The sequence below is a fragment of the Streptomyces sp. NPDC086549 genome (assembly GCF_044746205.1).
In the GTDB taxonomy this organism is placed as follows: domain Bacteria; phylum Actinomycetota; class Actinomycetes; order Streptomycetales; family Streptomycetaceae; genus Streptomyces.
Genome location: NZ_JBIVBS010000003.1, coordinates 552,567 through 568,254, shown reverse-complemented (window position 1 = coordinate 568,254; position 15,688 = coordinate 552,567). Strand labels below are relative to the sequence as shown.

Genomic DNA, 15,688 nt, shown 5'->3' with positions numbered 1-15,688 from the left:
ATGTCTGACTCCCGGTCGGATACCCCCAAGCTCACCCGGCGCCCCGAGTGGACGGCTCTCGCCGACCACCGCGCCCAGTGGCACACGCGGCTGCGGGAGCTGTTCGCGGCGGACCCCGCGCGCGCAGAGCGGTACGTCGTACGGGTGGGCGACCTGATCGTCGACTACAGCAAGCACCTGATCACCGACGAGACGCTGGCCCTGCTGCAGGAACTGGCCGTCGCCACCGACGTGTCCGGGCTGCGCGAAGCCATGTTCCGCGGCGAGCGGATCAACGTCACCGAGGACCGCGCCGTCCTGCACACCGCGCTGCGTGCGCCCAGGGACGCGGTCGTCGAGGTCGACGGGGAGAACGTCGTGCCCGGCGTCCACGCCGTGCTGGACCGGATGGCCCGCTTCGCGGACCGGATCCGCTCCGGCGAGTGGACCGGCCACACCGGCAAGCGGATCCGCAACGTCGTCAACATCGGCATCGGCGGCTCCGACCTGGGCCCGGCCATGGCGTACGAGGCGCTGCGCCCGTACACGGCACGGGAGTTGACGTTCCGCTTCGTGTCGAACGTGGACGGCGCGGACCTGCACGAGGCCCTGCGGGACCTGGACCCGGACGAGACCCTGTTCATCGTCGCGTCCAAGACCTTCACCACCATCGAGACGATCACCAACGCCACCTCCGCCCGCTCCTGGCTGCTCGCCGGTCTGGACGGCGAGGAGAAGGCGGTGGCGAAGCACTTCGTGGCCCTGTCGACGAACGCCGGGAAGGTCGCCGGGTTCGGCATCGACCCGGAGAACATGTTCGAGTTCTGGGACTGGGTCGGCGGCCGCTACTCGTACGACTCCGCGATCGGCCTCTCGCTGATGACCGCCATCGGCCCGGACCGGTTCCGGGAGATGCTCGACGGCTTCCGCCTGGTCGACGAGCACTTCCGCACCGCGCCCGCCGAGGCCAACGCCCCGCTGATCCTCGGCCTGCTGGGCATCTGGTACGGCGACTTCTTCGACGCCCAGTCGCACGCGGTGCTGCCGTACTCGCACTATCTCTCCAGGTTCACCGCCTACTTGCAGCAGCTGGACATGGAGTCCAACGGCAAGTCGGTGGACCGGGACGGCAACCCGGTCGAATGGCAGACCGGTCCGGTGGTGTGGGGCACGCCCGGCACCAACGGGCAGCACGCCTACTACCAGCTCATCCACCAGGGCACGAAGCTGATCCCCGCGGATTTCGTCGGCTTCGCGCGGCCCGTCGCCGGGCTCAGCGGTGAACCGGCGGGCCAGCACGACCTGTTGATGGCCAACTTCTTCGCCCAGACGCAGGCCCTCGCCTTCGGCAGGACCGCGGACGAGGTACGGGCCGACGGCGTGCCCGAGGAACAGGTCCCGCACCGCACCTTCCGCGGCAACCACCCCACCACCACGATCCTGGCGACCGAGCTCACCCCGTCGGTCCTCGGCCAGCTGATCGCGCTCTACGAGCACAAGGTGTTCGTCCAGGGCGCGGTCTGGAACATCGACTCCTTCGACCAGTGGGGAGTCGAGCTCGGCAAGGTCCTCGCCCGGCGGGTCGAGCCCGCCCTCACCGAGGGCGCCGACGTTCCCGGGCTGGACCCGTCCACCAAGGCTCTCGTCGCCGCCTACCGCACGCTCAAGAACGAAGCCCAGGAAGAAGTGAACTGATCATGCAGCTCGGACTCATCGGCCTCGGCAAGATGGGCGGCAACATGCGCGAGCGGATCCGCCGCGCCGGCCACACCGTCCTCGGCTACGACCGCAACCCCCAGCTCTCCGACGTCGCCGACCTCGCCGAACTGGCCGCCAGGCTGGACGCCCCCCGCACGATCTGGGTGATGGTCCCGGCCGGCATCGCCACCCAGTCCGTCATCGACGAGCTGTCGGAACTGCTGGAGCCCGGCGACACCGTCGTCGACGGCGGCAACTCCCGCTGGACCGACGACGAGAAGCACGCCGCGGAGCTCGGCGCCAAGGGCATCGGCTTCGTCGACGCGGGCGTCTCCGGCGGCGTCTGGGGCCTGCAGAACGGCTACGCGCTGATGGTCGGCGGCGACAAGGAGCACGTCGACCGCCTCCAGCCGGTCTTCGAGGCGCTCAAGCCCGAGGGCCCGTACGGCTACGTCCACGCGGGCAAGGTCGGCGCCGGGCACTTCTCCAAGATGGTCCACAACGGCATCGAGTACGCGATGATGCAGGCCTACGCCGAGGGCTGGGAGCTCCTGGAGAAGGTCGACTCGGTGACCGACGTCCGTGACGTCTTCCGCTCCTGGCAGGAGGGCACCGTCATCCGCTCCTGGCTGCTCGACCTCGCGGTCAACGCCCTGGACGAGGACGAGCACCTGGAGCAGCTGAAGGGCTTCGCGCAGGACTCCGGCGAGGGCCGGTGGACCGTCGAGGCGGCCGTGGACCACGCGGTCCCGCTGCCCGCGATCACCGCCTCCCTCTTCGCCCGGTTCGCCTCCCGCCAGGACGACTCCCCGCAGATGAAGATGATCGCCGCCCTGCGCAACCAGTTCGGCGGCCATGCCGTCGAGTCCGCGAAGGAGTGACCGGTGGGCGACCTGCTGCTGGTCCGCCACGGTGAGACGGAGTGGAGCGTGTCGGGCCGGCACACCAGCTGGACCGACCTGCCCCTCACCCACCACGGCGAGGAACAGGCCAAGTCCCTCGCCGCGTTCCTGACCGGCCGGACCTTCGCGCTCGAACTGACCAGCCCGCTCACCCGCGCGATACGCACGGCCGAACTCGCGGGCCTGAGCGGGGCCGTGCCCGACCCCGGCCTGCAGGAGTGGGACTACGGCGCCTACGAGGGCGTCACCACCGCCGTCATCCACCGCACCCGCCCCGACTGGGACCTGTGGCGGCACGGCGTGCCGCCCGGCCCGGACGGCCACCCCGGCGAGTCACCGGCCGAGATCGGCCGGCGCGCCGACCGGGTGCTGTCCCGGGTCGACGCCGCCCTCGCCACCGGCACCGGCGACGTGGTCCTCGTGGCCCACGCGCACTTCCTGCGTGTCCTGGCCGCCCGCCGGCTGGGCCTGCCGCCCGCGGACGGACGCCTGTTCCAGCTCGCGACGGGCACGCTGAGCCGTCTGTCGACGGAGCACGGGCGGTCCGTGATCGCGGAGTGGAACACCAGACCCTGACGGCTCCTGCGACAGGGCCCGGCCCCCTTCGAAGACAGTGGTGTCGGAGGCGGTGGCCGGGCGCCATGGGCGGCGGACGGCCGCCGCCGCGCGGAAGCGGGGGTGGCCGTCCGCACGTCACCGGTGGCCGGCGCGATGTGCCGGGCGAGGGCGCCGCCGCTCCGCTAGCGCTTCGGAACGCCGTACGCCCGTTCGACGTGCAGCCGCAGGACCAGCCGGTGGTCGCGGACCATGGCGGCCCGGTACTCGTCCCAGTCGGGGTGCTCGCCCAGGACGTCGCGGTAGAGACGGACGAGCTCCTGCACCGTCTCGTCGTACGGGTCCCGCGCGACCGGCGAGAGGTCGGCCGTGCCCTCGGCGACCGTGTACGCCCATCGGTCACCGCTGGTGACGTGGTACGAGGCGCGGGGGTCGCGGCGCAGATTGCGGGTCTTGGCGCGGTCGTCCGTGACCGAGACGCGGATGATCCGTCCGTCGGGGTCGTACGCGTGGCTCACGTTGGAGAGCTGGGGGCGGCCGTCGCGCTTGAGGGTGACCAGCACCCCGCCGTGGCCCTCGGAGAGCAGCTTCAGCAGTGCGTCCTGCGTCACATCCTGAGTCATGTCCGGCTCAACCGGGCGGGGCGGGCCGCGCATTCCCTCGCCGACACCGCCCTCCGCTGATAGACACTGTCTACCACGCCCTGGTAGACAGTGTCTATGAGTGAGTCCGATACGAGTCTGCGCACCCGGCTGGTCGACGTCGGCGTGGAACTGGTGGCCGCCGAGGGCGCCCAGGCACTGACCCTGCGGGAGATCGCCCGCCGTGCGGGGGTCTCGCACGGCGCGCCGCGCCGCTACTTCCCCACCCATCTGGAGCTGCTGTCGGCCATCGCGCGCCGCGGCTTCGGCGCGCTGGCCGACCGGGCGGCCGCGGCGCCCGGCGACGCCGCGGCCGGGCCACGCGCGCAGCTGACGGCACTGGCCGGGGTCTACCTGCGGTTCGCGCTGGACAACCCCGGGATGTACGAGCTGATGTTCCGTCACGATCTCCTGGAGAGCGGCCACCTGGGCCTGCGGGACACCAGCCTGCCGCTCTTCGGGCGGCTGACGGATCTGGTCGGCAGGGTCCGGCCCGACGCGGACGCCCGCCTCGTCGCGGGCGCGTTGTGGGCGAACCTGCACGGCATCGCCCAGCTGTGGTGCTGGGGAAGCCTCCAACTCGCGACCGGGGCCGAGGACTTCACCCCTGTGCTGCGCTCCGCCCTGGACGCGCACCTCGGACCGGAGGACGGGCGGTGAACCAGCGGCTCACGCTGGTGAGCAGCGTCGTGGGCGCCGTCGTCGTCGCCCTGGACGGTACGGTCCTCACCGTCGCGCAGCCCACCCTGCAACGGGACCTGCACGCGTCGTTCACCCAGGTCCAGTGGACCAGCACCGCCTATCTCATCGCGGTGGCGAGCCTGTTGGTGTTCGCCGGGCGGCTCGGCGACCGGTACGGGCACCGGCGGGTGTTCGGCTGGGGCATGCTCGGGTTCGGGGCGGCGTCGGCGGGCGTCGGCCTCGCGCCCGGCGTCGGCTGGGTGATCGGACTGCGGGTGGTTCAGGGGGTGTTCGGGGCGCTGCTGCAACCGGCCACGCTCGGGATGCTGCGTGCCTCGTTCCCGCCGGACCGGCTCGCGATGCCCCTCGCCGTGCGTACCGCCGCGATCGGTCTCGCCGCCGCCGCGGGTCCGGTCGTGGGCGGGGCGCTGGTGACCGGGCCGGGCTGGCGGGCCGTGTTCTTCCTGGGCGTGGTGCCCGCGGCCGGCTTCGGCGTGCTCGCCCTCGCCGTGCGCGGCCCGGACCGCGCCGGCGCCGCAGACACCGCACTGGACGTGCCCGGCGCCCTGCTCCTCGCCGTGACGCTCGCCGCTCTGGTCGACTCACTGGTCGCGCCGCACCCGTGGGGCCTGGCCCTGTCCGCGCTCACCGGCGTCCTCTTCGTCCGGCACGAACGCCGCACCGCGAGCCCGCTGCTGCCACCGGAGGTGACCGGCTCGGCGTCCGTCGGCGCGGCGCTGGGCGTCCTGGTCGCCGCGTCGGCGTCGCTGTTCGGCACGCTGTTCACCAGCACCTACGTGCTGCAGGGCGCCCTCGGCCTCGACCCGTTCCAGAGCGCCCTGCGCAGCCTGCCGCTGGCGGTGCTGATGGTGGTGACCGCGCCCTGCTGCGCCGTACTGCTGCGGCGGGCCGGCGCCCGCCGTACGACGGGAGCGGCGATGGCGGTCCTCGCGCTCGGTGTCCTGCTGCTGTCCCGGGCCTCGGGCACCCTCGCCCTGGCCTGCGGATTCGCGCTGCTGGGCGCCGGGTTCGGCACGGTGATGGTGGCCGCGACCCACGTCGTCGTACGGCAGGCGGACGCCGGGTCGGCCGGAGTCGCGGGCGGACTGCAGCAGACCGCCCTCAACATCGGGCCCACGCTGGGCGTGGCCGCGGCGACCGCGCTCATGGGATCGGGCACCGCGCCGACGCTGACCGTGCTGGCCGCCGTGGCCGCGCTCGGGGCGACGGCGGCCCGCGCGCTCCCCGCCCGCTCCGTCGCGTCGATCACACAACACCCCGATGAGCGGGCCCGTTCGCGGGTTCCTGCGCGACGATGAGGTCTGATGGGGTCCGAGCAGTCCCGGCGGGGTGAGCCGGACCGCATCGCGTACGACGCGACCGGAGGAGAGCGATGGCACAGCTGCGACAGGAAGTCGACCCGGACGAGGCGGGGCTGGACGCGAAGGCCCTCGACCGCCTCGACCAGCACTTCGCGCACTACGTCGACGAGGGGCGCCTGCCCGGCTACCTGGTGTCCGTGGCCCGCGGCGGCCGCGTCGCCCACCTCACCACGCACGGCCGGCGCGACATCGCGGCCGGGCTGCCGGTCGAGGCGGACACCCTGTGGCGGATCTACTCCATGACCAAGCCGGTCACCGCGGTAGCGGTGCTGCTGCTGATGGAGGAGGGCAGGCTGTCGCCCAACGACCCGGTCGACCGCCACCTCCCGGCGTTCGCCGAACCGCGGGTGTACGAGAGCGGGTCGGGGGCCGGGGTGCGGACCCGCCCGGCGGACGGACCGATCCTGATCCGGCACCTGCTCACCCACACCGCGGGCCTGACCTTCGCCTTCTACCACTCCCACCCCGTCGACGCCCTCTACCGCGACGCCCGCCTGGACTCCTCGGTGCCGCCGGGCGCGGACCTCGCCGAGACGATCGACGTGTACGCGAGCCTGCCGCTGCAGTTCGAGCCCGGGACGCAGTGGAACTACTCGGTCGCCTCCAATGTGCTCGGCCGGGTCGTCGAGGTGGTGTCCGGGCAGCCGCTGGACGAGTTCTGCGCCGAGCGGATCTTCCGTCCCCTGGGCATGACGGACGCCGGCTTCCACCTCACGCCCGAACAGGCGCAGCGGCTGGGCGAGTTGTACGGCGAGACGGACGACGGCGGCATCACCCCGATCCCCGGGCTCCCGCTGCGCGGCCGGCCCCGCTTCCTGTCGGGCAGCGGCGGCATGGCGGCCACGGCGCACGACTACCACCGCTTCATGGAGATGCTCCGCCGCGGCGGCGAACTGGACGGCACCCGCCTGCTGTCCCCCGCCTCGGTCGCCCTGATGACCCGCAGCCACCTCCCCGGCGGCGCCGACCTGCGCACCTTCGGCGCCCTCCCCCACCAGGAGCCGGGCAACGAGGGGGTCGGCTTCGGCTTCAACGTCTCCGTCGTGATCGACCCGTCCCGCACGCTCGCCCCCACGGGCCTCGGCGCCTACGGCTGGAGCGGGGTCGCGACCACCACGTTCTGGGTCGACCCGAGCCGTGATCTGACCGTGCAGTTCATGACCCAGGTCCGGCCGAAGACACTGAAGGTGTTCCCGGAGCTGAAGCGGCTGGTGCACGAGGCGATCGTGGACTGAGACCCGCGGCCCGCCGCGAGTGGGGCCCGGTCACACCAGGTTGGACTCCGGGCGCGGGGCGTCGGCCGCGAAACGGCCGGCGCTCAGCGGGCCGACGTCCAGGAAGGGTGCGCGGCCGAGATACAGATCGCGGACGACCTCGCCGACGGCGGGACCCTGCAAAAAGCCGTGGCCGGAGAAGCCCGTCGCGTACAGGAAGCGGGAGACCGAAGTGGCCTCGCCGATCAGGGCGTTGTGGTCGGGGGTGTTCTCGTACAGGCCCGCCCAGCCGCCGGTGCGGCGCAGGTCGAGCAGGGCGGGCGCGCGCCGCTCCATCGCCGCGTACAGGCGGGGGATCCAGCGGTCGTGGGTGTCGGTGGCGAAGCCGGGTTTCTCGTCGGGGTCGGACATGCCGAGGAGGAGGCCGGGGCCCTCGGCGTGGAAGTAGAGGCTCGTCGTGAAATCGATCGTCATGGGGAGGCCGGCGGGAAGTCCCGGGACCGGTTCGGTGACGGCGATCTGACGGCGCAGCGGCTGCACCGGCAGGTCGACGCCGGCCATCGCGCCGACCGCCCGGGACCAGGCTCCGGCGGCGCAGATCACCGTGCCGGTGGCGATCCGGCCCAGGGTGGTGGCCACGGCCGTGATGGCGGTGCCGTGCCGTTCGATGCCGGTGACCTCGGTGTGGCGCAGGATCCGGGCGCCGTGGGCGCGGGCGGCGGCCGCGTAGCCGTGGACGACGGACTCGGGGGTGCAGTGGCCGTCGTCCGGCGAGAAGGCGGCGGCGAGCAGGCCGTCGGTGGTGATGAGCGGGGACAGGCGCCGGGCCTCCTTCGGGGTGATCAGGCGGCTGGGCACGCCGAGGGAGTTCTGCAGCCCCACACCCGCCTCGAAGGAGGCCACCTCCTCGGGCGTGGACAGCAGGAAGAGGTAGCCGACGCGGTGCAGCCCGATGTCGTACCCGGTCTCCTCCCGGAACCGCCCGAAAGCCTCCAGACTCCTCGCCCCGAGCAGGATGTTGAGCTCGTCGGAGAACTGCGCCCGCACACCGCCCGCCGCCTTCGAGGTGGAACCGGCGGCGAGTTCGTCCCGCTCGGCCAGCACGACGTCCCGTACGCCGGCGCGTGCCAGGTGGTAGGCGATGCTGGTGCCCATCACCCCGCCGCCGACGACCACGACCGAGGCCTGGAGATTCACGTGTGTGCCTCCTTCGCCGCGCGGATCACGGCCCGGGCCGCCGCGGCGTCCTGGATGCCGGGACCGACGCTGTTGCGGACGCTGCTGTGGTGGACGACGCCGTCGGGCGAGGCGCGGGCGCCGCGCCGTCCGGTGAGCACCTCGCCCGGCGGGACCGGGTCCGGGTCCGGGTCCTGGTCCGCGGGCAGTCCCTCGCGCGGGGTGTCTACGACGGCGGCGACGGCCCGCCGTACGGCCTCGGTGCCGGCCTCGCGCCGGGCCGGCTCGCACGAGCCCGCACCGACCACCGTGCACCCCGGTGCCGGCCACTCACCACGCACCACGGGGGTCGTGCCGAGGGTGCGGGCGGCGAGCGGCGACGCCCCGGCCACGGCCTCCCCGGCGATGCCGGCCGCGTGCACCGGTAAGTCCGGTCCGGCCGCCAGGGTCCGGGCGGCGCGGGCGCGGAGTGCCGGGTCGGGGCTCCACAGCCGTACGGTCCTCGGCTCCCGCACCCGGGCGATCACCCGCGCGTGCGCGACGGCCCGGGTGCCGGAGCCCGGGACGCCCGGCTCCGCGCCCGCGGGGACGGCCGGCGCGCCGACGGCCACGGCGCTGCCCGCGGCCGTGCGCGGCGTGGTCACGGCGGTGCCGTCCAGGACGGCGGCGAGCTCGCCGGTCACCGGGCCGAGGGCGGCGACGACCGCCTGCACGGTGGGCGGCCGGGCCGCCGCGTCCAGGTGCGGCAGCCGTATCACCTGCTCGCCGGAGAGGAAGCGGACGAAGTCGGTCATCCCCTCATCCTGTCCGGGCCGTCGCCCTGCGAATCAGGACCAGTGGGCGACGGCGTCCAGATGGGGCAGGTTGTGGTCCAGGCGCTCCCGCTTGGTCCGCAGATAGGTGATGTTGTTCTCGCACGGCTCGATCAGCAGCGGGACCGTCTCGGCGACCTCTATGCCGTGCTGGAGCAGCGATTCGCGCTTGCGCGGGTTGTTGGACATCAGACGTACGGAGCGAACCCCGAGGTCGCGCAGGATCCCGGCGGCGACGCCGTAGTCGCGGGCGTCGACCGGCAGGCCCAGGGCGAGGTTCGCCTCCACCGTGTCCAGGCCCTCCGCCTGCAGGGCCATCGCGCGCAGCTTGGCGAGCAGACCGATGCCGCGGCCCTCGTGACCCCTCAAGTAGACGACGATGCCACTGCCTTCGGCGACGACCGCGCGCAGCGCCGAGGCCAGCTGGTCGCCGCACTCGCAGTGCTGGGAGCCGAAGGCGTCACCGGTCAGGCACTCCGAGTGCAGCCGGGTGAGGACGTCCTCGGTGCCGATCTCGCCGTAGACCAGGGCCACTTGCTCGTCACCGCGGTCGTGGTCCAGGTAGCCGATCGCCTGGAAATTCCCGTACACGGTGGGCAGCGGTGCATTCACGACGCGTTCCACGCCCGAACGCCGTGGGGTCTTCTTGCCGAGTACGCCGATGTTTTCTGTCATGATCTGATTCCTAAGCAGAGACGAAAGGCCGTGTGGAAATGAGTGGTTCGGGCGCGCGTACAGCGGCATACGGTGTGTTGCCGGCGGACACTACGGAAGAGGTACGGACCAGGGCGGCTGGCGTCTCAACACAGGTCGCGGTCCTTCCCGTCGGGAGCTTCGAACAGCACGGCCCCTTCCTTCCGCTGGCGACGGACACGCTCGTCGCCTGTACCGTCGCGCGGGAGATCGCCGCAGCGTACCCGGTGCACCTCCTTCCTCCCGTGACGATCGCCTGCTCGCACGAGCACGCGGCCTGGCCGGGGACCGTCAGCATCTCCTCCGTGACCCTTCATGCGGTGGTACGGGACATCGCCGCGTCGCTGCGCCGGTCGGGCGTCGACGCGCTCGTCGTGGTCAACGGCCACGGCGGGAACTACGTCCTGGGCAACGTCGTCCAGGAGTCCTCCGCGCGCGGGGAGCGGATGGCGCTGTTCCCGGCCCCGGAGGACTGGGAGGCGGCGCGGGAGCGGGCCGGGGTGGAGACCTCGCTGCTCACCGACATGCACGCGGGGGAAATCGAGACCTCGATTCTGCTGCACGCTCATCCCGAATTCGTCCGCCCTGGATATGAGTCCGCCGATTTCACCGCGGACGACCGCCGCCATCTGCTCACCGTGGGAATGTCCGCCTATACCGAGTCGGGTGTCATCGGCCGTCCTTCGCTGGGATCGGCGGAAAAGGGGAAGGAACTGCTGGCGAGCCTCGTCGAATCCTTCGGCGCGTACGTCGCGCTGCTCACCTCGCCGGTTTTGGCGGGCGCGCCCGCGAACTCGGCGGCGGGGGAAGGGAATTCGGCGGCCGGCGCCGGGAATTCGGCGGGCGGGCCCGGGTAGGTCCCGTCGGCTGCCGGCTCCGTCGCGGCGGCCTTGGCCCGCAGCCCCGCGTACCAGCGGGCGACGAGGACGACGGCGCCCGGCAGACTCGCCGCGAAGCTGAGCACGCCGTACACGACGGCGACGGTCACTCCGCTGCTCGCGCCCAGCCCGGCGGCACCGAACGCCCAGGCGGTGACGCCCTCCCGGGGGCCGAAGCCGCCGACGTTCAGCGGCAGGCCCATGGCGAGCAGGGCGAGGATCGCGATGGGGATCAGCGCCAGGACGGAGGCGCCGGACCCCGCGACCCGGCCGGCGACGACGAACATCCCGATGTGCCCGGTCAGGACGACGGCCGAGGAGAGCGCGACGCCCGGCCAGTTGCCGCGGGCCAGCAGGGCGCGCTGCGCCTCGCCGAGGGTGCGGCGCAGCGCGCCGCCGCGGCGGGAGGGCGCGCGGTTCATGCGGACGGCGAGGACGACGGCGAGCGCGCCCGTCGCGGCGAACGCCACCACCGGGGCGAGGTCGCGGGCCTCGTTCAGGACCGGGGACGGCAGGGTGAGCAGTGCCACGCTCCCGAACACGGCCAGGGCGACCTGTCCGGCGACCCGCTCCAGGACGACCGCCCGTACCGCGCGGCCCATGTCACCGGCGCTCTGCCCGTGCCGGACCGCCCGGTGCACGTCGCCGAGGACGCCACCGGGCAGGGCCGCGTTGAGGAACAGCGCGCGGTAGTAGTCGGCCACGGCGGCCCCGAGCGGCAGCCGGATCCCCAGCCCCCGGGCCACCAGCTGCCAGCGCCAGGCGCTGAACACCGTGGTGACCACCCCGATACCGACGGCCAGCAGCAGCGTCGTCGCGTCGATCCGGCGCAGCCCGTCCAGGAAGACGCCGGTGCCCAGCCGCCACAGCAGCGCGGCGAGGATGGCGGCTCCGGCGACGGTGCCGAAGTGGGTGCGCAGGGCGGGGGTGTTGACGCGGGCGAGGAGGAGGCGGGCGTTGCCGCGCCGGTCCTCGGCGCGCGGGGTGCCGGCCGGGGCCGTGTGCGTGGCTGCCTCCTGGGCAAGGGCGGGCGGGGCTCCGGCACCGGGCGCCCGCACGGGGGCGGGGAGGGGGCCGTGCGGTCGCGTGCCGGTGGGAGCGGGAGCCGGCCCGGCGTCGGTCCGGTGCCCGCGGGCGCGTGCCGGTGCCGTGGGCGTCGTGCGTGCGCGGTGGACGGCTCGGGTCGTCCGGGGCTTCGCCTCGGCGCCCGCCGCCTGCGCGCTCATGAGGCCCCGCCCGTCGGCCGGGCCAGTGCCAGCAGGTCGCTGTGGTGGACGACCACGCTGAGCTCACCGGCCTCACAGGCGGCCAGCCGCTGCTGGAGGTAGCGGTCGGCGCGCTCGCGCAGTTCGGGGCGCTGTTCGACGGCCGCGCCCACCCAGCCGCGCAGCCACTGGGCGGTCAGCGCGGACTCGGCCGGGCCCAGCCGCCAGGCGCTGGGATTCACCTTGACCGTGGCGCCGCGCTCGCTGAAGGCCTCGCAGGCCGCGGTGACGGCGTCCGGGCCGAGGAGGCCCCCGCGGCGCTGGTGGGCGTTGAACGCCTCGGCGATCTCGGCGTCCAGTGGGTCCGAGGGGGTGAGGTCGACGCGTCCGGCGACCGAGAGGGTCAGCAGCGCCGGGCAGCCGGCCCCGGCGCAGGCGTCAGCAAGGGTGTCGATCTCCTCGCGGGTGAGGACGTCGAGCAGCGCCGAGGCCGTCACCAGGGACGCGCCGGTCAGCGCGTCCGGGGTCAGCCGGGCCACGTCGCCGCGCCGCGTCTCCACGGTGATCCGGCTGCCGTCGGCGGCGGCACGGGGGGAGGCCACGGCGGCGAAGTGCAGGAGGTAGGGGTCGCGGTCGTGCAGGACCCAGTGCTGGGCGCCGTCCAGCCGGGGCGCGAGCCAGCGGCCCATCGAGCCGGTGCCGCAGCCCAGGTCGTGCACGGCAAGGCCGCCCGACGCCCGGCCGGGCAGGTTGGCGAGCCGGATGCGCAGCGGGTCGAGCAGGTCGAGCGAGCGGGCGGCCGCGTCGGCGCCTTCCCGCAGCTCCAGCCATTCGGGCGCGTACCGGGGCGGTTCCTCGGACGCGCCCTCGCGCAGCCGTACGGTGGCCCGCTCCCCGGGGCGCGCGACGGGCCCGGCGCCGGCGATCACGTCCGACCCGCCCGCCGTGTCGTCGGGCGGCGTCGCGTCGGCAGGCATCTCGTCCCTCGGTCCCGGCTGTGCCCAAATCCCGTCGGTGGGCGTGGTGGTCGTGGTCTCGCTCATGCCGCGCTCCGGGGTTCGTCGGGGAGCCTCAGCAGGACTCCGGCCAGGCTGCGGGCCGTGGTGGCCCAGCCGTCGAGTGCCGCGCGGCGGCCGCGGGCGGCGGCCTTGAGCCGGCGGCGTACGTCGGCCTCGCCGAACCAGCCGCGCAGTTCGGCGGCGAGCGCGGCGGGGTCCTCCGGCGGGACGAGGATGCCGGGCACGCCGCCGTCGGGGGCGCGGCCGACCGCCTCGGGCAGCCCGCCGACGTCGGTGGCGAGGACCGGGATGCCGCGGGCGAGGGCTTCGGTGACCGCCATGCCGTAGGTCTCGGCGTAGGAGGTGAGGACCATCAGGTCGGCGGCGGCGTAGCTGGCGTCGAGGTCGGCGCCGGAGCGCGGGCCCGCGAGGTGCAGGCGGTCCGTCAGACCGTACTTGGCGATCAGGGAACGGAGGTGGGCGACGTACTCCGGGTCCTGCCCGAGCCCGCCCACGCACGTGCAGCTCCACGGCAGGTCCCGGACCGCGGCGAGGGCCTCCACCAGCCGGTGCTGTCCCTTGCGCGGGCTCACCGTGGCCACGCACAGCAGGTGCGAGACGCCGTCGGTGCCGGCGGCGAGGGGCGCGATGTCGGCGCCGGGAGCGGCGACGTGCACCCGCTCGGGGGCGAGGCCGTGGTGGGATACGAGGCGGCGGACCGCCCAGTCGCTGGTGGCCACCACGGCCGGCACGGCCCGGAGCACCGCGCGCTCCCGGGCGTCCAGGTCCGCGGCGACCGCCGGGTCGAGGCCCGTCTCGTCGCCCAGCGGCAGGTGCACAAGGACGGCGAGGCGCAGGCGTTCGGCCTCGGGGACGACGATCTCGGGGACGCCGCAGGCGACCAGCCCGTCCAGCAGGACGACCGTGCCGTCGGGCAGTTCCCCCAGCGTGCGGGCGAGTTCGTCGCGGGCGGCCGCACCGGGCCGGGGCCAGGCCCCGTCCACGGCGTGCTTGGTGACCTGCCAGCCGAAGCCCGGCAGGTCGAGGCAGAGGCGCCGGTCGTAGGCGTTGCCGCCGCTCGGGTTCGCCGCGTCGTCGACGCCGCCCGGCATGACGAAGTGCACGGTGCGCAGGGACATGGGGATGATCCCGACGTTCGCGGGGACGGCCGCGCGCTGCGCGGGCAGGTAGGTCAGGGCCGGCGCCCGGTCGACGGTCGTGTCGGTCACAGGGCACGCTCGTAACTCGCCCAGGCGACGTGCGACTCGTGGAGGGTGACCGTGAGGCCCGCCAGGCCCTTGGCGCCCTCGCCCAGGGCGCCCTTCTCGATCCGCTCGGCGAGCCGGTCGGCGATGACCTTGGCAAGGAACTCGGTGGAGGTGTTGACGCCGGCGAAGTCGGGCTCGTTGTCGAGGTTTCTGTAGTTCAGCTCGCTGACGACGGCGCCCAGTTCCTGCGTGGCCAGTCCGATGTCGACGACGATGTTGTCGTCGTCCAGCTGCTCACGGCGAAACGTTGCGTCCACGAGGAACGTGGCGCCGTGCAGTCGCTGCGCGGGCCCGAACACCTCGCCGCGGAAGCTGTGGGCGATCATGATGTGATCGCGTACGGTGATGCTGAACAACGGACGACCCTCCAGGTGCGGCACGTCTGGCCCCTCCGGCCCCTTGCTGGCGGGGATGCCGTGTAGTACGGCTCTTCGCTTCCCCGCGTTCAGCCCCCTCTCACTTCTTTTCTCAGGTCAGGCCCATTTGCCGTCCGGGATTCAACGGCCCCGTCAGGCCGTGTCCTCGGGGCCGGCGTACCTGACCCGGTGGCAGAGGGCCGGGATCTCGCCCGAGGCGAGCCTCGGCATCACCTCCGGGAGCTCCTCGAACGCGCTGTCACCGGTGACCAGGGCGTCCAGCGCCGGGTCGGCGAGCAGATCGAGGGCGAGGGCGAGCCGGTCGGCGTAGCTGCGGCTGGAGCGGCGGGCCGGGGAGACGGTGCCGACCTGGCTGCTGCGAACGGTGAGCCGCCGGGAGTGGAAGGCCTCGCCGAGCGGGAGGGCGACGCGCCGGTCGCCGTACCAGCTCAGTTCGAGGACCGTGCCCTCGGCGCGGAGCAGTTCGAGGGAGCGGGCGAGGCCCTGCTCGGTGGCGCTGGCATGGACGACCAGGTCGCAGTCGCCGAGCGCGTCCTCGGGCGGGGCGAAGCCGATGCCGAGGGCCTCGGCGGTCTTGGCGCGCGCCGGGTCGGCGTCGACCAACTGCAGCCGCACTCCGGGGAAGCGGGCCAGCAGGGCGGCCACCGAACAGCCGACCATTCCCCCGCCGACCACCGCGATCCGGTCGCCGACCAGCGGCGCCGCGTCCCACAGGGCGTTCACGGCGGTCTCGACGGTGCCGGCCAGGACGGCCCGCTCGGCGGGCACGGAGTCCGGCAGCACGGTCACCGCGCTCACCGGAACGACGTAACGGCTCTGGTGCGGATACAGACAGAAGACCGTACGGCCGACCAGCGCATCCGGTCCCTCCTCCACGACCCCGACGTTGAGGTAGCCGTACTTCACCGGCCCGGGGAAGTCACCCTCCTGGAACGGCGCCCGCATCGCGGAGTGCTGGCTGGCCGGGACACCGCCGCGGAAGACGAGCGTCTCCGTGCCGCGGCTCACCCCGGAGTACAGCGAGCGCACCAGCACCTCGCCCTCGGCGGGCCCCTCGAGGGTGACGTCACGGATCTCTCCGAGACCCGGCGAGCGCAGCCAGAACGCACGCGCGGAGCGGTTCATCGGCATCCTCCTGAACGATCGGGAAGTTGTTCACGTACCGAGATGTGCACAGGCCGCGCACAGTACGCGGCGGTGATCGACTCTGTCACTCGGCCGGAGGACGT

15 protein-coding genes and 1 pseudogene are annotated in these 15,688 nt (G+C 73.6%); 7 read left to right on the top strand and 9 right to left on the bottom strand.

Annotation, left to right across the window (positions count from 1 at the left end):
- Genes pgi through ACIPSA_RS13505 form a run of 3 tightly spaced genes read left to right on the top strand, consistent with a single transcriptional unit; the run spans position 1 to position 3,155 of the window.
- Positions 1–1,674: a glucose-6-phosphate isomerase gene (pgi, locus tag ACIPSA_RS13515; RefSeq protein WP_402633086.1), complete on the top strand. Its 1,674-nt coding sequence runs from the start codon at positions 1–3 to the stop codon at positions 1,672–1,674.
- Positions 1,675–1,676: 2 nt separating this feature from the next.
- Positions 1,677–2,558, top strand: coding sequence for a phosphogluconate dehydrogenase (NAD(+)-dependent, decarboxylating) (gene gnd / locus ACIPSA_RS13510; RefSeq protein WP_402633083.1), 882 nt, complete (start codon positions 1,677–1,679; stop codon positions 2,556–2,558).
- 3 nt (positions 2,559–2,561) lie between these two features.
- Positions 2,562–3,155, top strand: a complete 594-nt coding sequence (locus ACIPSA_RS13505; RefSeq protein ID WP_402633080.1) for a histidine phosphatase family protein — start codon at positions 2,562–2,564, stop codon at positions 3,153–3,155.
- A gap of 164 nt (positions 3,156–3,319) precedes the next feature.
- Here the strand turns inward: ACIPSA_RS13505 and ACIPSA_RS13500 are convergent, their stop codons facing one another.
- Positions 3,320–3,757 carry a PPOX class F420-dependent oxidoreductase gene (locus ACIPSA_RS13500; protein ID WP_402633078.1) on the bottom strand — a complete coding sequence of 146 codons (438 nt, stop codon included), beginning with the start codon at positions 3,755–3,757 and terminating at the stop codon, positions 3,320–3,322.
- Between the two features lie 96 nt (positions 3,758–3,853).
- On the opposite strand from ACIPSA_RS13500, the gene ACIPSA_RS13495 reads away from it, so the two are divergent.
- The 3 genes from ACIPSA_RS13495 to ACIPSA_RS13485 all read left to right on the top strand — a co-directional run bounded on the left by ACIPSA_RS13495 (position 3,854) and on the right by ACIPSA_RS13485 (position 7,073).
- Positions 3,854–4,435 carry a TetR/AcrR family transcriptional regulator gene (locus tag ACIPSA_RS13495; RefSeq protein ID WP_402633075.1) on the top strand — a complete coding sequence of 194 codons (582 nt, stop codon included), beginning with the start codon at positions 3,854–3,856 and terminating at the stop codon, positions 4,433–4,435.
- Positions 4,432–5,775 carry an MFS transporter gene (locus tag ACIPSA_RS13490; protein ID WP_402633073.1) on the top strand — a complete coding sequence of 448 codons (1,344 nt, stop codon included), beginning with the start codon at positions 4,432–4,434 and terminating at the stop codon, positions 5,773–5,775. Before ACIPSA_RS13495 ends, ACIPSA_RS13490 begins: the two co-directional genes overlap by 4 nt.
- Positions 5,776–5,849: 74 nt before the next feature.
- Positions 5,850–7,073, top strand: a complete 1,224-nt coding sequence (locus ACIPSA_RS13485; protein ID WP_402633070.1) for a serine hydrolase domain-containing protein — start codon at positions 5,850–5,852, stop codon at positions 7,071–7,073.
- Positions 7,074–7,103: 30 nt separating this feature from the next.
- Here ACIPSA_RS13485 and ACIPSA_RS13480 read toward each other — a convergent pair whose 3' ends face one another.
- The 3 genes from ACIPSA_RS13480 to ribA are packed head-to-tail and all read right to left on the bottom strand — an operon-like array spanning position 7,104 to position 9,715.
- Positions 7,104–8,249: an NAD(P)/FAD-dependent oxidoreductase gene (locus ACIPSA_RS13480; RefSeq protein WP_402633068.1), complete on the bottom strand. Its 1,146-nt coding sequence runs from the start codon at positions 8,247–8,249 to the stop codon at positions 7,104–7,106.
- On the bottom strand, positions 8,246–9,022 hold the full coding sequence (locus ACIPSA_RS13475) for an ornithine cyclodeaminase family protein (protein ID WP_402633065.1): 777 nt from the start codon (positions 9,020–9,022) through the stop codon (positions 8,246–8,248). Before ACIPSA_RS13475 ends, ACIPSA_RS13480 begins: the two co-directional genes overlap by 4 nt.
- A gap of 33 nt (positions 9,023–9,055) precedes the next feature.
- Positions 9,056–9,715 (bottom strand): GTP cyclohydrolase II, encoded by a 660-nt coding sequence (gene ribA, locus ACIPSA_RS13470; RefSeq protein WP_402633062.1) that lies wholly within the window; start codon positions 9,713–9,715, stop codon positions 9,056–9,058.
- A gap of 38 nt (positions 9,716–9,753) precedes the next feature.
- Here ribA and ACIPSA_RS13465 point away from each other — a divergent pair, with 38 nt between their 5' ends.
- The gene (locus ACIPSA_RS13465) at positions 9,754–10,590 is read left to right on the top strand and encodes a creatininase family protein (RefSeq protein ID WP_402633059.1); all 837 of its coding nucleotides are present in this window, start codon (positions 9,754–9,756) and stop codon (positions 10,588–10,590) included.
- Positions 10,591–10,733: 143 nt separating this feature from the next.
- Here ACIPSA_RS13465 and ACIPSA_RS13460 read toward each other — a convergent pair.
- From ACIPSA_RS13460 to ACIPSA_RS13440, 5 genes and pseudogenes are all read right to left on the bottom strand, one after another.
- Positions 10,734–11,837, bottom strand: a pseudogene (locus ACIPSA_RS13460) (lysylphosphatidylglycerol synthase domain-containing protein); the annotation flags it as partial.
- Positions 11,834–12,793, bottom strand: coding sequence for a methyltransferase domain-containing protein (locus ACIPSA_RS13455; RefSeq protein ID WP_402633778.1), 960 nt, complete (start codon positions 12,791–12,793; stop codon positions 11,834–11,836). The gene ACIPSA_RS13455 and the pseudogene ACIPSA_RS13460, both read right to left, overlap by 4 nt.
- 62 nt (positions 12,794–12,855) lie before the next feature.
- The gene (locus ACIPSA_RS13450; protein ID WP_402633056.1) at positions 12,856–14,043 is read right to left on the bottom strand and encodes a glycosyltransferase family 4 protein; all 1,188 of its coding nucleotides are present in this window, start codon (positions 14,041–14,043) and stop codon (positions 12,856–12,858) included.
- The gene (locus ACIPSA_RS13445; RefSeq protein WP_020123858.1) at positions 14,040–14,438 is read right to left on the bottom strand and encodes a 6-carboxytetrahydropterin synthase; all 399 of its coding nucleotides are present in this window, start codon (positions 14,436–14,438) and stop codon (positions 14,040–14,042) included. Before ACIPSA_RS13445 ends, ACIPSA_RS13450 begins: the two co-directional genes overlap by 4 nt.
- Positions 14,439–14,591: 153 nt before the next feature.
- Positions 14,592–15,584 carry a zinc-binding alcohol dehydrogenase gene (locus ACIPSA_RS13440; protein ID WP_402633054.1) on the bottom strand — a complete coding sequence of 331 codons (993 nt, stop codon included), beginning with the start codon at positions 15,582–15,584 and terminating at the stop codon, positions 14,592–14,594.
- Positions 15,585–15,688 lie beyond the last annotated feature (104 nt).